Raw genomic sequence first — 17,241 nt, 5'->3', positions numbered from 1 at the left:
AACGGCGCGAACGCTGCGGTTGCGCCATTATTGCGCATGGGCGCGGTTTTGTACGATGGTTGTTAAATGATAAACGCCGTTTTCTGGTTCGCCGCCGCTTTTTGCGATCCGCGGGTGAACGCGGTCGTTCCCGTGCGCGCCACTTCCTTAATGCCGTATGGGCGCAACAGTTCAATCAACGCCTCGACTTTTTCCGGCTCGCCGGTCACTTGAATGACGAGGCTGTCTTTGCTTACGTCGACGATCGAGGCGCGGAACGGCTCGATGAGCGTGTAAATTTCTTGGCGGATCGCCGGGGGAGCGGCAACTTTAATGAGCGCCAGCTCGCGGGCGACGATCGCTTGGTCGGTGATGTCATTCACCTTCAACACATCAATCTGCTTGTTCAGCTGCTTGATGATTTGCTCCGCCGTCCGTTCATCGTCAACGTTGACGACGAACGTCATCCGCGAAATGCCCTCGATTTCCGTATGCCCGACCGTAATGCTTTCGATATTGTAATGCCGCTTCGTAAACAACCCGGTAATGCGGTTTAAGACGCCGGGGCGGTTGTTGACAGTCATCGTGATGATTCTTCGCATGCTTTCACCCCCACCATTTCATGAAGCCCTTTGCCGGGCGCCACCATCGGATAGACGTTCTCGTCGGCGCGGACATGAAAATCAAGCAGCACCGGGCCATCCATAGCAAACGCTTGCTTTAACACTTCAGCCGCCTCTTCTTCCGTCTTCGCCCGCATCCCCAGCATTCCGTATGCTTCAGCAAGCTTGACGAAATCCGGCTGGTTCGGAATGAGCGAATGGGAGTACCGTTTGTCATAGAACAGCTCCTGCCATTGCCGCACCATGCCGAGCGCCTGGTTGTTGACGATGACGATTTTGATCGGCAGCCTTAGCTCCTGAATGACTGACAGTTCTTGGAACGTCATTTGGAAGCCGCCGTCGCCGACGATCGAAACGACCGTAGCGCTTCGATCGGCGAGCTGGGCGCCGATCGCTGCCGGAAGCCCGAAGCCCATCGTGCCGAGCCCCCCGGACGTCACCCACCGGTGCGGTCGGTTGAACTTGTAATATTGCGCCGCCCACATTTGATGCTGGCCGACGTCTGTCGTCACGATCGCCTCGCCATTCGTCAATTCGTAAATCATCTCGATGAGCTTTTGCGGCTTGATCGTACCGGCCTCCGGCTCATAATGGAGCGGGAAGCGCCGCTTCCATTCGTCAAGCTGCGCGAGCCACGCCGCGTTGTCCGCCGGCTTGCCTTGCTGGGCGATCAGCTCTTGCAAGGCGGCTTTCGCATCGCTGACAATCGGGATTTTCGTCGGCACGTTTTTGCCGATTTCCGCCGGATCGATGTCGATGTGGGCGACGGTCGCTTTTGGCGCAAAATATTTTAAATTGCCGGTGACCCGGTCATCGAAGCGGGCGCCGATATTGATGAGCAAGTCGCATTCATACAGCGCCATATTCGCCGTATACGTGCCGTGCATGCCCGCCATGCCTAAGAAAAGCGGGTGATCGGCTGGGAAGCCGCCAAGGCCAAGAAGCGTATGAACGACTGGAATGTTTTGCTGCTCGGCGTATTGCCGCAATTCATCGGCCGCATTGGCGTGCAAGATGCCAGCGCCGGCTAAAATGACCGGGCGCTTTGATTGGCTGACCGCCTCGACAAGCCGGCGGATTTGCCAATGGTTCGGCTGCGTCGTCGGCTGGTAGCCGGGCAAATGAACCTCTTGATCATAGTCAAACTCCCCTTCAGCCGTCGTAATATCTTTCGGAATATCGATCAACACCGGTCCGGGGCGCCCGGTCGTCGCAATGTGAAACGCCTCTTTAATGATTCTCGGCAGCTCGCTGATGTCGCGCACTTGGTAGTTGTGTTTCGTAATCGGCATCGTAATGCCGACAACGTCCGCCTCCTGAAACGCATCCGAGCCGATGACGCTCGTGGCTACTTGCCCGGTAAAGACGACGAGCGGCAACGAATCCATCATCGCGTCGGTCAACCCAGTGACGATGTTGGTCGCTCCCGGGCCAGAGGTGGCGATGACGACCCCCGGTTTTCCAGAAATGCGCGCATATCCTTCCGCCGCATGGATGGCCCCTTGCTCATGCCGCGTCAGCACGTGGAACACGCCGGCTTTATACAACTCGTCATACAGCGGGAGCACCGCCCCGCCCGGATAGCCGAAGATGACTTCGACTTTTTCTTCCTTGAGCGCTTCAATGAGCATCAGCGACCCGCTCATTCTCGCCTTCGTCTTCGCTTTTTCTTGCTCCTCGACTTTCATTTTTGTCATCGTCGATCGATCCTCCCTGTGATTTGTCATCCATATAAAAAACCTTTCCGCCCACGATGGCTGGTATTTCCAGCCAAAGGGGCGAAAAGGTTTTCTTTCCGCGGTACCACCCTTCTTCACGGCCATGACAGCCGCCTCAGGAGCGGCCAGCCGAAGCCGGCCGCTCATTTTGGTAACGAGTGAAGCGCGCGTCTCCACTCGTCCAGCCCTACTAGCCGTCCGGCGTTCAGGCTGGCGCTCAGAGGTGAGTTCATCAAGCGGCAACATCACCGGTTCACAGCTACCCCGGCTCTCTGTGGATGTTGATCCCGCTGACTACTTATCCTCGTCAACGCTTTTTCGCTATCCACTTGTCATGGACGATCAACCGACATTGGCGTTCGTCGGATACACCTTTACTCCTTCGACGACCACGCGGCGGCGGAATTCTTCAAGCAACCGCTTTGTATGCGGCCCCGGCGTTCCGTCGCCGATCACCCGGCCGTCGACTTTGATGACGGAAATGACTTCAGCCGCCGTCCCCGTCAAAAACACTTCATCAGCAATATAGACATCATGGCGGGTAAACGGCTCCTCTTTCACCGTATAGCCGAGATCCTCCGCGATTTCGATGATCGCTTGGCGCGTAATGCCTTCAAGCGCCCCGACATACCCAGGCGGTGTGTAAATGACGCCGTTTTTGATGATGAAAACGTTGTCCCCTGAACCTTCCGCGACATAGCCTTGATCGTTTAAGATCAGCGCTTCGCTTACATTCGCCAAATGCGCCTCGATTTTGACAAGCACGTTGTTTAGGTAGTTGAGGGATTTGACTTTCGGGCTCAGCACATCAGAGCGGTTGCGGCGCGTCGCCACTGTCACCACTTCGATGCCGGTTTCATATAAATGTTTCGGGAAGAGCGCGAGCGGCTCGACGATAATAACGATTTGCGGTGTTTTGCATTTGTACGGATCAAGTCCTAAATCGCCGACCCCGCGCGAAACGACCAAGCGGATGTATGCATCTTGATAGCCGTTGCGGCGGATCGTTTCGAGCACGTGGCCAATCATTTCTTCCTTCGTGTACGGAATGTCGAGCAAAATCGACTTCGCCGAATTGTACAGTCGATCTATATGTTCTTCAAGACGGAATACATTGCCGCTATAGACGCGAATCCCTTCAAATACCCCGTCGCCATACAAAAATCCATGGTCATACACGGAAATTTTGGCGTTTTCTTTTGTCACAAATTCTCCGTTTAAAAAGATCCACTGTTCGCCCACTTCGGTTCCCCTCTTCCTTGATCAGTCAACAGTTGCTTTGAACGGCTCGATGATGTGTTTGAGTCGTTTCTCTTATTTGAAAATTATAATAATCCGAAACCTCTGCGCCGTCAATAACGTTTTTTGAAAATTTCGATTGATCAAACTATTTGAATGCGCTTACATTATGATAGAATCAAGGTTTTGCCGATTCAAAAAAATTTTTCTTTCTTGGCCGGCTCATAGAAAGCGGACGCGCTCTAACCGCCAAAGACGAAAAACAAAAAAATAGCGGACGTTTTGTCCGCTTAGATCAAAAAAGTTCGTTCCATTCCGGGAACGGGCTGCCCATTCACTTTATAAAATTGGACATGCGCGCGCCCGCCGCCGATGGTCAACACCGCGTACGTTTTTTCTTTTCTTCCGCGCGGCAAAGCAATGCTGCCGGGGTTGATGAACAACAGCCCATCCATTTGCTCGGCGCCGGCCAAGTGCGAGTGACCGAAACAAACGACGTGAGCCCCTGTTTCTTGCGCGCGGTAGGATAAACGCAAAAGCGACGTTTTCACCCCGTATAAATGGCCGTGGGTGACAAACAACCGAACGCCGCCCACCTCTTCGATGCGCTCAGCAGGAAACGCGGCGAAATCGCAGTTGCCGCGCACGACGGCAAACGGGGCGATCTCGTCCGCCCCCACCTCCAACTCCGAGTCGCCGCAATGGATAAACAAATCCGTTTCATGGCGATGGCGTTCGACAATGCTGCGAAGTTCGGCCGTCAACCCATGGCTGTCGCTCACAATCACCGCCTTCATTCCGCCCGCCCCTTTCCGTCGACAATCTCCTCCCACTGCTCATCGAGCTTCGCCAGCGCCTTGGCGCGATGGCTGATTTCATTTTTTTCCTCTGAAGTGAGCTCCGCCATCGTTTTTCCCCGCTCCGGAAGGTAAAAAACAGGATCATAGCCAAAGCCCCCTTCCCCTCGCGGCGCTTCGGCGATATAACCATCGCATGTCGCTTCGACGACGGCGGTCGGCCGCCCTGGGATCGCGACGGCGAGCGCGCAATGAAAGCGAGCCGTGCGCTGCTCCATCGGCACCCCGTCAAGCTCGCGAAGCAGCTTGGCGATGTTGCGTGCATCGTTTTTATCTTCCCCGGCGTAACGGGCCGAATGAACGCCCGGCCGGCCGCCGAGGGCATCGACGGCCAATCCGGAATCGTCGGCGATGACAGGCCGCTGCAAACGCTGCAACACCGCTTCCGCTTTGAGTATGGCATTTTCCGCAAACGTGCTTCCCGTTTCTTCAACATCCGGAACATCCGGAAAATCAAGCAGCGATTTCACACGGATGCCCCGCTTGGCGAACAAAGCGGCGAATTCGCGCGCTTTGCCGGCGTTTTTGGTCGCAATGACAATCTCCTTCACTCTGCCGCCCCCTCTCCGCATGCCTCGTTCTGCCCGCCGATCTGAGCAGCCCACTCCCCCAATGCGCGGCGCTGAACGGCGATGAGCTGCTCGATGCCTATTTGCGCCGCTTCAAGCAATTCATCGAGCTCGGCGCGCGAAAAAACCGCTTCCTCTCCGGTCCCTTGAATCTCAACAAATTGACCGGCTCCGGTCATGACGACGTTCATATCTACTTTCGCCCGCGCATCCTCGTTGTAATCTAAATCAAGAATCACCCCATGCTCCGGATCGATGCCGACCGAGGTAGCGGCGAGAAAATCGCGGATCGGAAGCGCCTCGAGCTTCCCTTCTTCCACCAGTTTGGCCAGCGCCAACACAAGCGCCACATACGCACCGGTGATCGACGCCGTCCGCGTTCCGCCATCCGCCTGAATGACGTCGCAATCAATCCAAATGGTCCGCTCGCCAAGCTGTTCAAGATCAACAACCGAGCGAAGCGCGCGGCCGATTAAGCGCTGAATTTCCATCGTCCGCCCCGACACTTTTCCTTTGCTCGCTTCCCTCACATTCCGCTGCTCTGTCGCCCGCGGCAGCATCCCATATTCGGCCGTAATCCATCCTTTGCCGCCGCCGCGCATAAACGACGGCACTTTCTCTTCGACCGTCGCCGTGCAAATGACTTTCGTGTCGCCGATTTCAATGAGCACCGACCCTTCAGCGTGCTTCATGTAATGCGGGTGTATATGTACAGGGCGCAGCTCGCAACTGCTTCGTCCGTCCGCTCTCATCAACTGAGTCCTCCTTTTCTCCATCTTCAACTGAATGCCAGACGCCGCATTTCTTTCCGCCTAGCGAAAAAAAGAAAGAGGCGGAATACGTTTCCACCTCTTTGTTATACCATAACGCCCTGTTCGTTTCCAGCCTGTCAGCGCCGACGGTTAAAATGTCCCGGTATTGACGTTTTGCGGCCGAGCGACCGGTTTGGTGAGCGGTTTGCCGTCTTCCGTGACAAGATTGGCTTTGCCATTGACTGTGATCGCCACGCTTTCGACTCCTTTTTGCTCAGTGAGCGACAAAACGAGGGAATTCAACACGACGTCGGAAATAACATTTTTCTTGTTGCTGCCATAAATGCCTTCGTTAAAGTTGAGCGTCACTTTGCCATCCTCATATTTCGGGGCATCGACAAGCTTCGCGTCCGGCTGAAAAACGCCGACAAGCCCGCTCCCTTGTTCCGGCCCTTGAATCAACTCGTTGACGGCCGCGGCAATATCATCTTTCTCCTTATTGGACACACGCCTTGTCACCGGCACATAGTATGTGCTGTTCCCTTGTTGGGCGACAAAATAAACGGTGACCGGATGCGTATTCGTAATGTCTGGCACGCCGCTCGCTTCCATATTGATGCCGTCGGCGCGGCTTACCCCATCTTGAATCGGCGTTTTATTGACCGGCATCACGTTTTGATCGTAGCCGTTGATGCGGATTTTGACGCGCTTGATATTGTCAAATTGCGTCAATGTCCACGTAATGGACTGCAAAATTCGTTTTTCATCCTCCGGCTTATAGTTTTTAAATTCCGGAGAAAAGTCGGCGATCAACGTTCCGTCTTTTTCTAATTTTGTTCCAAGCACCGTCGTTCCAGCCGGAATGACCGCGCGGAAGCCGTTCGGCAACATTTCTGACACGGGTCCGTCTTCAACCAAATATTCGAGAACTTGTTTCGCCACGGCCTGCGTTTTCGGCAATTCCACTGTTTGCGGCACGACAAAACCGTTTTTGTCAATCAAGTACAGCTCTCTTTTCACCGTCTCGGCGGCCTTCGCTTTCTCTTTCCCTTCCTTTTGGCTTTCCGTCGCTTCCTGAAGCGCTTGGCCGTCCTTGACATAACTCGTCTCTTGCGGCGGATCAATCTCCTTCACCGCCTCACCCCGCCCAAACAAACCGCAGCCGCCAAGCAACAACAGCGAAGCGAGCAGCGGCGCCGCCCATATGTGAGTCGTCCGTTTCATTGACGTTCCCTCCTACTTGTAGTTTGTACTACTATGTATACGAGCCGTTTTCCAAAATAGAATAAAAAAATCCTTTAGCGCATAGACGCTAAAGGATTTATTGGGTTACAGCCGAATCGCTTCGACCGTGCCGATCGGCTTGCCAAACCACTTCCCAGAAATCTTTTCAAACAGCTCTTTCGGCCCGGTCGTGAAAAACAAATGCTCCGGTTCGCGCTCGCCGGTGTAAAGAAGCTGGCTGTGGTGCAGAATCGCGCTCACTTCACGAGCCGTCTCACCGCCCGAGCAAATGAGCTTCACGCGTTTGCCCATATACGTGCGAATGAGCGGCGCGAGCAACGGATAATGCGTGCAGCCTAAAATCAGCACATCGATCGGCAGCGGACGGAGCGGAGCGAGCGATTCGGCGACGATCGCCATCGCCTCCTGCCCTTCAAAGTCGCCGCTTTCCACAAGCGGAACGAATTTCGGACAGGCCAAGCTCTCGACTTGGACGCGCGGATTGATTGATTGAAGCGCCTTTTCATACGCCCGGCTTCGGATCGTGCCAATCGTGCCGATGACGCCGATGTGCCCGCGCCTAGTCGCTTTCAGGGCGGCGCGGGCGCCGGGATGAATGACGCCAAGCACAGGAATGTCAAGCTTCGCCCGCACGTCGTCAAGCGCGACCGCCGTCGCGGTGTTGCAGGCGATAACAAGCATTTTCAAGGGATATTGCCGCAAGTAATCGATCATTTGCCACGTAAATCGACGGACTTCTTCCACCGACCGCGGCCCGTACGGGCAACGGGCGGTGTCGCCTAAGTAAATAATTTGTTCTTTCGGCAGCTGCCTCATAATTTCTTTGGCGACGGTCAAACCGCCGACTCCTGAGTCAATGACACCAATTGCTCTTTCCAAGTGATCGCCTCATTCTTTCGTCATTTCTTGATGCAATTTGCGCAAACAACGCTCAAAGACGACGATTTCCTCGTCTGAAAAACTTTCCAACACATTGGCTAGATCGCGCTGGCGCTTTTCAATCACTTCTTCGATAATGCGCTCCCCTTTTTCAAGCAGGTGGATGCGGACGACGCGGCGGTCGTGTTCATCGCGGACTCTGGCGACAAGTCCGTTCCGCTCCATGCGGTCGACCAAGTCGGTCGTCGTGCTGCACGCCAAATACATTTTGTTCGATAACTCGCCGACCGTCAAGTCCCCTTCTTCAAGCAGCCACTGCAGGGCGACAAATTGCGGTGGGGTGATCGGATAGTTGGTTAAAATTTCACGGCCGCGCTGTTTCAAATTTGCGGCGATATAACGAAGCAATTTTTCCAACTCGGCGACCGTTCTTTCATTCATCGCAGACGGCATACCATCTCTCCTTGATCGTTTTCGCGGCCAGCCTCAAACGGCGGCTTGCATCGACGGCTATTCTTACTTTTCATTTTACAACACCGGCAAAGATAATCAACAAAAAAATGCGGCGGCCGCCGCGGACAAAAGCCGGACGGGCGCCAAGCCTCATCCGGCCGCAAGGGAACATAACAGCCGACTGTCCAACAAGGAAAGCCGGCATCGTTTATAGTTCAAGTTCGCCCATTCGAAGCAATTCAATGACAGCTTGCGAGCGCCCCTTGACCCCAAGCTTTTGCATCGCGTTCGAAATATGGTTGCGAACCGTTTTCTCGCTGATAAACAGCTCTTTGGCGATCTCTTTTGTCGTCTTGTCTTGCACAAGCAATTCGAAGACTTCTTTTTCTCTTTTTGTCAAAAGCGGCTTCGATTGAAACGATTTGTCCTTCAACGATTGTAACCCTCCTTGCTCTCAATGGGCCCGAACTGCCGGATGGGTATTTCCTCGCCATATCGTATGTGAGAGCAGGAACGGCGGTGACGAAAATTTGCTTATCTAATAGAAAAATGGGTCTTTTTTTTCTTCATCTTTCGGTTCGCCGGAGACGGTCGGCTTCCACTTGTCCAGCCAAACAAAAAATCCCCCTCATCTCAATTCGAATGAAGGGGATTTTGATTGTGCCGCTACACTTCATCGCTGCCAAAGAAATCGCGGAACATTTGAATCGTCGTTTCGCGGTTTAACGCCGCGATCGACGTCGTCAACGGAATGCCTTTCGGGCACGATTGCACGCAGTTTTGCGAGTTGCCGCAGTTGGCCAATCCACCATCGCCCATAATCGCCCGCAACCGTTCGGCTTTATGCATCGCCCCAGTCGGGTGGGCGTTAAACAGCCGCACTTGCGACAGCGGCGCCGGGCCGATAAAGTTCGACTTGCTGTTGACGTTCGGGCACGCTTCAAGGCAGACGCCGCACGTCATGCATTTTGACAGCTCGTACGCCCATTGCCGCTTCCGCTCCGGCATGCGCGGCCCCGGGCCCAAGTCGTACGTTCCGTCGATTGGAATCCATGCTTTCACTCGCTTCAATGCATCAAACATCCGGCTCCGGTCGATGACCAAGTCGCGGATGACAGGAAATGTGCGCATCGGCTCAAGGCGGATCGGCTGCTCGAGTTTGTCGATGAGCGCGGCGCACGCTTGGCGCGGCTTGCCGTTAATGACCATCGAACAGGCGCCGCACACTTCTTCGAGACAGTTCATTTCCCAAGCGACCGGCGTCGTTTTTTCCCCTTTGGCGTTGACTGGATTGCGGCGAATTTCCATGAGCGCCGAAATGACGTTCATGTTCGGGCGGTACGGAATGACAAACTCCTCTTCATACGGTGCAGAATCCGGGCGATCTTGGCGCGTGATGATCAAACGAACCGTTTTGTTCTCGCTCATCTTACTTCACTTCCTCTTTCTTTTTGCTGTAGTCGCGCTTGCGCGGTTTAATCAACGAGACGTCAACGTCTTCATAATGGAACGCCGGACCATCTGGCGTGTAGCGGGCCATCGTCGTTTTCAGCCATTCTTCGTCGTTGCGCTCCGGAAACTCCGGCTTGTAGTGCGCGCCGCGGCTTTCATTGCGATGGTAAGCGCCAAGCGTAATGACTCGGGCAAGCTGCAGCATGTTGTACAGCTGGCGGATAAACGTCGCTCCTTGGTTGCTCCATCTCGACGTATCAGTGACGCTGATGTTTTTATACCGCTCCATCAGCTCTTGAATTTTTTCATCCGTCTTCAACAGCCGGTCATTGTAGCGGACGATCGTCACGTTCGCCGTCATCCATTCACCGAGCTCTTTATGCAGTACATAGGCGTTTTCCGTGCCGTCCATCGCCAAAATGTTCTCCCATTTTTCCTGCTCCCGTTTCACATAGCTGTCGTATAATGTCGACGGCATCGCATCCGCCGATTTCTCGAGGCCGCGGATGTAGCGGACAGCGTTCGGGCCGGCGACCATTCCGCCGTAAATCGCCGACAGAAGCGAGTTCGCCCCGAGGCGGTTCGCCCCATGAATCGAATAGTCGCACTCGCCGGCAGCAAACAGCCCTTTGATGTTCGTCATTTGGTCATAGTCGACCCATAAGCCGCCCATCGAGTAGTGAACGGCCGGGAATACCTTCATCGGCACTTTGCGCGGGTCTTCGCCCATGAACTTCTCGTAAATTTCAATAATGCCGCCAAGCTTAACATCCAACTCTTTCGGATCTTTATGCGACAAATCCAAATACACCATGTTTTCGCCGTTGATGCCGAGCTTCAAATCGACGCAGACGTGGAAAATTTCCCGTGCGGCGATGTCGCGCGGCACCAAGTTTCCGTAAGCCGGATATTTTTCTTCAAGGAAGTACCACGGTTTCCCGTCTTTATACGTCCAAATGCGTCCGCCTTCCCCGCGCGCCGATTCGCTCATAAGACGGAGCTTGTCATCGCCCGGAATGGCGGTCGGGTGAATTTGGATGAACTCGCCGTTCGCGTAGTAAACGCCTTGCTGATAGGCGATCGAAGCCGCCGAACCGGTGTTGATCACTGAGTTCGTCGATTTCCCAAAAATGATCCCCGGCCCGCCGGTCGCCAAAATGACGGCATCGGCTGGAAACGCTTTGATTTCCATGGACCGCAAATCTTGTGCGACGATGCCGCGGCAAATTTGCTCGTCATCCAAAACGACGCCTAAAAACTCCCAATGCTCGTACTTCGTGACGAGCCCAGCCACTTCATGGCGGCGCACCTGTTCATCAAGCGCATACAAAATTTGTTGGCCAGTCGTGGCCCCAGCATAGGCGGTCCGGTGATGCTGCGTCCCCCCGAAACGGCGGAAATCAAGCAACCCTTCCGGCGTCCGGTTGAACATGACGCCCATCCGATCGAGCATGTAAATAATCCCCGGCGCCGCTTCACACATCGCTTTGACCGGAGGCTGGTTCGCCAAGAAGTCCCCGCCATAGACGGTGTCGTCAAAATGCTCCCACGGCGAGTCGCCTTCCCCTTTCGTGTTGACCGCTCCGTTAATGCCGCCTTGGGCACAGACGGAGTGAGAACGCTTTACCGGAACGAGCGAAAACAGTTCGACAGGCACTCCTGCTTCGGCGATTTTAATCGTGGCCATCAAACCGGCCAATCCGCCGCCAACAACGATGATTTTCCCTTTTTTCATAGCTACTCACTCCCTAATAGATTGCTGCTTTTGCTTGCATGCCGCACATTTTGCCTTGCCGGCCCGCCATCGACCAAGCGATCGTTCGGCGAACGGCTAAGGCGCGATCTGTCACGAGCCAACGCAGCGGTTCATCGTCCAATCATTCCCTAGGAATGGAACGCTTGTCTTACGCAAACGCCAAAATGGCGCGAATGCCGACAATGGAAAGCGCGATGAAAATGATCATCGTAATGTACGTAAACACTTGCTGCGAACGAGGAGACACTGTCAACCCCCAGCTGACGCAGAACGACCATAAGCCGTTGGCGAAGTGAAAGACCGTGGACAAGATTCCAACAATATAAAATCCGAGCATAAACGGATTGTCGACAATGTTCGCCATCATATCGTAGTTCACTTCGGCGCCGAATGCGGCTTGCACCCGCGTTTCATACACATGCCAGACGACAAAAATCAATGTAATGATGCCGGTGATCCGCTGAAGCATGAACATCCAGTTGCGGAAATAGCCGTACTGGCGAGTGTTGAATTTGGCTGTAAACGCGATATAAATGCCGTATACAGCGTGGAACAACAATGGAAGAAAAATAACAAAAATTTCAAGAAAATAGCGGAACGGCAAGTTTTCCATAAACGCCGCCGCCCGGTTAAACGCTTCCGGCCCACGGGTCGCAAAATGATTGACGACCAAGTGCTGCACTAAAAAGATGCCGACGGGAACAACCCCCAGCAGCGAATGGAGCCGGCGATAGTAAAACTCGCGATTCCCTGCCATTATGTAAACCCCCTTCAATTGAATAAAAAATATATCCCTCTCGCTCGCCATGCGGAAACGGAAATGCCTTCCATTCCCTTATTCGCTTTGTCACATTCATTGTACTCCCACATTGTACAAGCGTCAAGAAAACACTGCCACAAAATGTTCAAACATTCTCATAGTTGCGCCACCTTAGGAAAGAGGATGCACTCCGGCAGCAATTCAGCTATAATGGGGAAATGGATAGAAAGAGGGGAAAACGATGAAACAGCCACCATTAGAGGACCAATATCAAATGTTTGGGTCAATTGCGCTTTCCGCATTCGGGGCTGAGCTGCTTCGCCATTCGCTTCTTCCCGAGCTGCTTGGCAAAGATGCCGCTTCGCTGCTGTACTGGGCCGGCAAACAGCTGGCGCGGCGTTACCCGCTCGAAACGCTCGATGACGTCGCCCTGTTTTTTGAACGGGCGGGCTGGGGGGAGCTGTCAACTGGCGAAGAGCGAAACGACGAACTATATATCGAGCTGTCCGGCCCCATCATCGCCGCCCGCTTTTCCTTGTACGGCAGCTGCTCGTTCCAGCTTGAGGCTGGATTTCTCGCTCAGCAAATCGAACAACAAAAGCGGTTCGTCACTGAAGCGGTCGAACTGCCGTCAAAGCGGGACGGCAAAGCGCGCATTTTAGTGAAATGGGATCGGAAGCAGGCGATCGAATGAAATGCAGGCAACGGGCGTCCGCTCGCAAAACGGACGCCCGTTCAGCCATTATTCATGCAGTTTTTCATAGATTTTCTCCGCCACCGCCCGCGGGATGTTCGCCCGCTGCAACTCTTCCACCGTCGCCTCTTTCATCTTTTTCACCGAGCCGAAATAATTCAAGAGTGCTTTTTTCCGCTTTTCCCCGACGCCGGGGATGTCATCAAGCACGGAATGGAACATCGTTTTCTGCCGCGTCTGGCGATGGAATGCGACGGCAAACCGATGCACTTCATCCTGGATGCGCTGCAATAAATAAAACTCTTGGCTTTGCCGGTCAAGCGGCACGACATCCGGTGGGTCGCCGGCCAAAAGCTCTGATGTGCGATGTTTTTCGTCTTTCGCCAATCCAGCCAGCGGCACATCCAGTCCAAGTTCGTTTTCGAGCACATCCCGCACGGCCGATAAATGCCCCTTGCCGCCGTCGATGATGATCAAATCAGGAAGCGGCAATCCTTCTTTCAACACGCGCGTATAGCGGCGGCGCACGACTTCGCGCATCGTTTCATAATCGTTCGGCCCCGCCACCGTTTTGACCTTGTATTTCCGATACTCTTTTTTCGCCGGCTTGCCATCGAGGAAAACGACGAGCGCCGAGACCGGATCGGCTCCGTATATGTTGGAGTTATCGAACGCCTCGATGCGGCGCGGCGCCGGAATGCCGAGACGCTCCCCGAGCCGTTCGACCGCCTTGATCGTCCGTTCTTCGTCCCGCTCGATGAAATAAAATTTTTCTTTCAGAGCAATGGCCGCGTTTTTGCTCGCCAGCTCAACAAGCTCTTTTTTCTTCCCTTTTTTCGGCTGGACGACGGCAACGCCGAGCAATTCACGGGCAAGCTCGCCGTCAATGTCGGACGGGAGGACGACTTCTTTTGGCTTCAAATGATGCGCTTTTGCATAAAACTGACCCAAAAACGTAAGCATTTCCTCATCCGGGTCTTGATAAAGCGGGAAGATCGATACGTCGCGCTCGATCAGCTTTCCTTGGCGGAGGAAAAACACTTGCACGCACATCCAACCTTTGTCGTACGCGTAGCCGAACACATCGCGGTCGATGAAGTCGTTGAGCATCATTTTTTGCTTTTCCATCGTCATTTCAATTGCCGCAATTTGATCGCGGTATTCTTTCGCCCGCTCAAATTCGAGCGCTTCCGCCGCTTCATGCATTTTCTCGGCCAGCTCCTGCTTGACGTCTTCATACCCGCCGTTTAAAAAGCGAACAATTTGTTCAACCATCGCCTTATTTTGTTCGTCCGACACCGGTTGGACGCACGGGGCGAGGCATTGACCCATATGGTAATACAAACAGGCGCGCGAAGGCAGCGTCGAGCATTTGCGGAGCGGATATAAGCGGTCAAGCAGCTTTTTCGTTTCGTTCGCCGCCTGCACGTTTGGATACGGTCCGAAATATTTGCCGCCGTCTTTTTTCACTTTGCGGGTGATCAGCAGGCGCGGATGCTTTTCCGCGGTGATTTTAATAAACGGGTAGCTTTTGTCATCTTTCAGCATGACATTGTATTTCGGATCATGCTTTTTGATCAAATTCATCTCCAAAATGAGCGCTTCGGCGTTTGACGAGGTGACGATGTATTCGAAATCAGCGATCTCCTCAACAAGCCGCTGCGTCTTGCCGTCATGCGTCCCGGTGAAATACGAGCGGACGCGCGCTTTCAGCGACTTCGCTTTGCCGACGTAAATGACCGTTCCGTATTTGTCCTTCATCAAATAGCAGCCCGGCTGTTCCGGCAGCACGGCCAGCTTTTCTTTCAGCCGCTCGTTCATTGACCATCACCTCACTGCTCCATCAACCCATTCGTACAGCGTAATCGTCCCATACACTGGATCGGCAAGCAAACTGGAACGATACGTTTTCACTTTGCGCAAATGGCTAGAAACATCGACCCCTTGGGCGCGAAATCCATCAACGACATGGTCGGTCAAATAAATGGCAGCATGGCGGTAGTTTTCTTTGTCTTGCAAAAAGAAGGAAAAATGGAGCACGTCTTTATGTGGAAAAGGCACGTTCAAATAGTCCAGGACGCGCGTCTCTTCCCACGTATATACCACAAACGGCGGCCGTTTGTCACGCAAATCGTCCGCAAGCTGATACACCGAAGGCGGCGTCTCCGCTTGCTCGCGCAGCTGCCCGACGCCGACCGCCGACTGCAGCATCACCACCGCCGCGGCAAGAACAAACCGCCATGTCCGGGGCGCGGCCAACAGCCGCCCCCACACGTAAACGAGCGCGATATGAACGAGCGGGAGGAGATGGCGCGGCTTATCAATGTTTTGTCCAAACAGCGCCCACAAAGCGTACAGCAACGCGGAAACGACAAGCGGACGCGGAAGCCCCAACCGCCCCGCGCGCCAAGCGATGGCGCCGACTGCCGCATAGGCGGACAGCAGCCAAACGTTTTGGCTGGCCACGCCGGTCCAAAGAAAGTTGTCAACGAAAAAGCGGCGCACCCGTTCGAAAAATGGGAGCGTGCTTGTTGCCGCCGTTCCGCCCCAGTCGCTGAAATGGCCGACGACAAACGCCCAGCCGAGCTTCATAAACGGCCAAAGGCCGCCTTCCGTCGCCGCGACGGCCGCCACCCAAATAAATTGAAAGGCGGCCGCCGCCAACAGCGATGCCGCCACGCGGCCGAGGCGGCGGTGCGTTTTCCAGTCTTCATGCCAAAGGACCAACAGCGCCGCGGCAAACGGGGCATAAGACAAACGGATGCCCATGAGGATGCTAAACAACGCGGCCGGCCAAAGTTGCGCCATCCATGTTGTTCGCCGCCGCGCCCATTCCACCGCCCATACGTACCACCAAAGCACGCCAAGCGCCGCGCCGTCGGACATCGGCCGGGCGGCGGCAAGGAGCACGTAGCTTGAAGAAAGCACCGAAAGCGCCGCCCATAGCGCCGCCGAGCGCGGCATATGCCGAGCAAACAGCCAAACGATGGGAAAGGCGGCGGAAAACAGCACGAGCACATTCAAGATCGAAAGCGCTTTGGCCGGATTGGCGACCAAGGCGTGAACGGCCATGCCGCCCAAAATGAAATACGGATAGCCCGGGAAATGCGGCTGCATCGCCAGAACGTCATAGCGCTCAAGCGCCAAGACAAAATCGACTTCATCCCATGTGGCCGCATACGGGCTCGCCCCATACAAACCGGCGACAACCAACAAAGCGGCCGTTCCGACACCAAAGCCAATCCAAAAGCGGTCGCCAAACCGTTTGTTCACCGTGTCCCCCTCCAAAGAAAACGTACAAGGCGCTGCAGCCTTGTACGTTTACATGACGCGTTTTTTGTGTTCATCCAACGCGGCGGCCGGCGTTTTCTCAACCGCAACGTTCTTTTGACCGCGGCGGCTTGCCACCAACAAATATACGACGGCGAAGTAGCCGATATAAGCGATCACTTCTTCAAGCGACGGCATCGATGAATAGCCAAACAGCGCTTTTAAAAAGACGCCGACTTCGCCGGAAAAGACGGGGGCGACGCCATGATCGCGCACATAATGCTCATAATCGATTGGATGTTCCGGAAGCAGCCATGTCAAGTCATATACGTGCGGCATGACGCTGCCGATGAGGCCAATGTCCTGCATCATGGAAATGGCTTGCACGAGCAGGCCGGCAGCGATCAAGACGATAAAAGCGCCGGTCACTTTAAAGAACGTTTTCAGCGGGATGCGCATCGTTCCTTTAAAGAAGAAGTAGCTGACCAAAGCGGCAATGGCGATTCCTGTCGCCGCCCCCCAGCCTTGCATCGCCGCGCCGATGTTGCCATGCGTAATCGCAGCGAAGAAGAAGACCGTTTCCACTCCCTCGCGCAGCACGACTAAAAACGAGTGGATGACCATGCCGGCGACATTACCGGCGGTAATGAACTGGTCCATTTTCCCTTCGACGTTTTTTTTCATGTCCCGGCTATGCTCGGCCATCCAAAACACCATTTGCGTCAACAAAAGCGTCGAGACGACCATAATGCCGATTTTTAAGTAGATTTCACTTCCCATCGCAGCGAAACCGGTGAACACAAGTTGAAACAACATGGCAACGCCGACGCTCGCCGCCACCGCCAAGGCGGCGCCGAGCCACACATATTTCGTATATTCACGATGGTTCACCCGTTTCAAATACGACGTAATAATCCCGACAATGAGCAATGCCTCGAGCGCTTCGCGAAACGTGATGAGCAGCGCTTGAACTTCCATGCCCCCGCCTCCTCATT

General features: G+C 54.4%; 17 protein-coding genes and 1 other annotated feature. Of the genes, 1 reads left to right on the top strand and 16 read right to left on the bottom strand.

Annotated elements, in window-relative coordinates:
- Positions 1-62: 62 nt before the first annotated feature.
- The 13 genes from ilvN to BJQ97_RS04340 form a co-directional block, all read right to left on the bottom strand.
- Positions 63-581 carry an acetolactate synthase small subunit gene (gene ilvN / locus BJQ97_RS04400; RefSeq protein ID WP_160155649.1) on the bottom strand — a complete coding sequence of 173 codons (519 nt, stop codon included), beginning with the start codon at positions 579-581 and terminating at the stop codon, positions 63-65.
- Positions 560-2,299 (bottom strand): acetolactate synthase large subunit, encoded by a 1,740-nt coding sequence (ilvB, locus tag BJQ97_RS04395; protein WP_160155648.1) that lies wholly within the window; start codon positions 2,297-2,299, stop codon positions 560-562. The genes ilvN and ilvB overlap by 22 nt, the downstream gene beginning before the upstream one ends.
- 74 nt (positions 2,300-2,373) lie before the next feature.
- Positions 2,374-2,640 (bottom strand) — a binding site (T-box leader).
- A 22-nt stretch (positions 2,641-2,662) separates the two neighbouring features.
- Entirely contained in the window at positions 2,663-3,562 is a 900-nt protein-coding gene (gene ilvE / locus BJQ97_RS04390; protein ID WP_160155647.1) for a branched-chain-amino-acid transaminase, read from the bottom strand.
- Positions 3,563-3,849: 287 nt separating this feature from the next.
- The gene (locus tag BJQ97_RS04385) at positions 3,850-4,356 is read right to left on the bottom strand and encodes a metallophosphoesterase family protein (RefSeq protein WP_160155646.1); all 507 of its coding nucleotides are present in this window, start codon (positions 4,354-4,356) and stop codon (positions 3,850-3,852) included.
- On the bottom strand, positions 4,353-4,967 hold the full coding sequence (locus BJQ97_RS04380; protein WP_160155645.1) for an XTP/dITP diphosphatase: 615 nt from the start codon (positions 4,965-4,967) through the stop codon (positions 4,353-4,355). The genes BJQ97_RS04385 and BJQ97_RS04380 overlap by 4 nt, the downstream gene beginning before the upstream one ends.
- Complete coding sequence (gene rph / locus BJQ97_RS04375) at positions 4,964-5,737, bottom strand: ribonuclease PH (protein WP_160155644.1); 774 nt, start codon at positions 5,735-5,737, stop codon at positions 4,964-4,966. Before rph ends, BJQ97_RS04380 begins: the two co-directional genes overlap by 4 nt.
- Before the next feature lie 150 nt (positions 5,738-5,887).
- Positions 5,888-6,961, bottom strand: a complete 1,074-nt coding sequence (locus BJQ97_RS04370) for a GerMN domain-containing protein (protein ID WP_160155643.1) — start codon at positions 6,959-6,961, stop codon at positions 5,888-5,890.
- 105 nt (positions 6,962-7,066) lie between these two features.
- The gene (gene racE / locus BJQ97_RS04365; RefSeq protein ID WP_160155642.1) at positions 7,067-7,861 is read right to left on the bottom strand and encodes a glutamate racemase; all 795 of its coding nucleotides are present in this window, start codon (positions 7,859-7,861) and stop codon (positions 7,067-7,069) included.
- A gap of 9 nt (positions 7,862-7,870) precedes the next feature.
- Complete coding sequence (locus BJQ97_RS04360) at positions 7,871-8,314, bottom strand: MarR family winged helix-turn-helix transcriptional regulator (RefSeq protein WP_044730651.1); 444 nt, start codon at positions 8,312-8,314, stop codon at positions 7,871-7,873.
- 208 nt (positions 8,315-8,522) lie between these two features.
- A complete protein-coding gene (locus BJQ97_RS04355; protein ID WP_008881129.1) occupies positions 8,523-8,747 on the bottom strand; it encodes a helix-turn-helix domain-containing protein in 225 nt (74 codons plus the stop codon).
- Positions 8,748-8,980: 233 nt separating this feature from the next.
- Positions 8,981-9,742 (bottom strand): succinate dehydrogenase iron-sulfur subunit, encoded by a 762-nt coding sequence (sdhB, locus tag BJQ97_RS04350; RefSeq protein ID WP_011232145.1) that lies wholly within the window; start codon positions 9,740-9,742, stop codon positions 8,981-8,983.
- 1 nt (position 9,743) lies between these two features.
- Positions 9,744-11,501, bottom strand: a complete 1,758-nt coding sequence (sdhA, locus tag BJQ97_RS04345) for a succinate dehydrogenase flavoprotein subunit (protein ID WP_011232146.1) — start codon at positions 11,499-11,501, stop codon at positions 9,744-9,746.
- A 169-nt stretch (positions 11,502-11,670) separates the two neighbouring features.
- On the bottom strand, positions 11,671-12,279 hold the full coding sequence (locus BJQ97_RS04340; protein ID WP_011232147.1) for a succinate dehydrogenase cytochrome b558 subunit: 609 nt from the start codon (positions 12,277-12,279) through the stop codon (positions 11,671-11,673).
- A 244-nt stretch (positions 12,280-12,523) separates the two neighbouring features.
- On the opposite strand from BJQ97_RS04340, the gene BJQ97_RS04335 reads away from it, so the two are divergent.
- Positions 12,524-12,976, top strand: coding sequence for a YslB family protein (locus BJQ97_RS04335; RefSeq protein WP_160155641.1), 453 nt, complete (start codon positions 12,524-12,526; stop codon positions 12,974-12,976).
- 48 nt (positions 12,977-13,024) lie between these two features.
- Here the strand turns inward: BJQ97_RS04335 and uvrC are convergent, their stop codons facing one another.
- The 3 genes from uvrC to BJQ97_RS04320 are packed head-to-tail and all read right to left on the bottom strand — an operon-like array spanning position 13,025 to position 17,224.
- The gene (gene uvrC, locus BJQ97_RS04330; RefSeq protein ID WP_160155640.1) at positions 13,025-14,797 is read right to left on the bottom strand and encodes an excinuclease ABC subunit UvrC; all 1,773 of its coding nucleotides are present in this window, start codon (positions 14,795-14,797) and stop codon (positions 13,025-13,027) included.
- 6 nt (positions 14,798-14,803) lie between these two features.
- A complete protein-coding gene (locus tag BJQ97_RS04325; protein ID WP_160155639.1) occupies positions 14,804-16,249 on the bottom strand; it encodes a nucleoporin-interacting protein in 1,446 nt (481 codons plus the stop codon).
- Between the two features lie 48 nt (positions 16,250-16,297).
- Positions 16,298-17,224 (bottom strand): FTR1 family iron permease, encoded by a 927-nt coding sequence (locus BJQ97_RS04320; protein WP_160155638.1) that lies wholly within the window; start codon positions 17,222-17,224, stop codon positions 16,298-16,300.
- Between the last annotated feature and the right edge of the window lie 17 nt (positions 17,225-17,241).

The organism is Geobacillus sp. TFV-3, assembly GCF_009901865.1.
In the GTDB taxonomy this organism is placed as follows: Bacteria; Bacillota; Bacilli; order Bacillales; family Anoxybacillaceae; genus Geobacillus; species Geobacillus thermoleovorans_A.
This window is presented reverse-complemented; position numbering and strand designations above follow the sequence as displayed.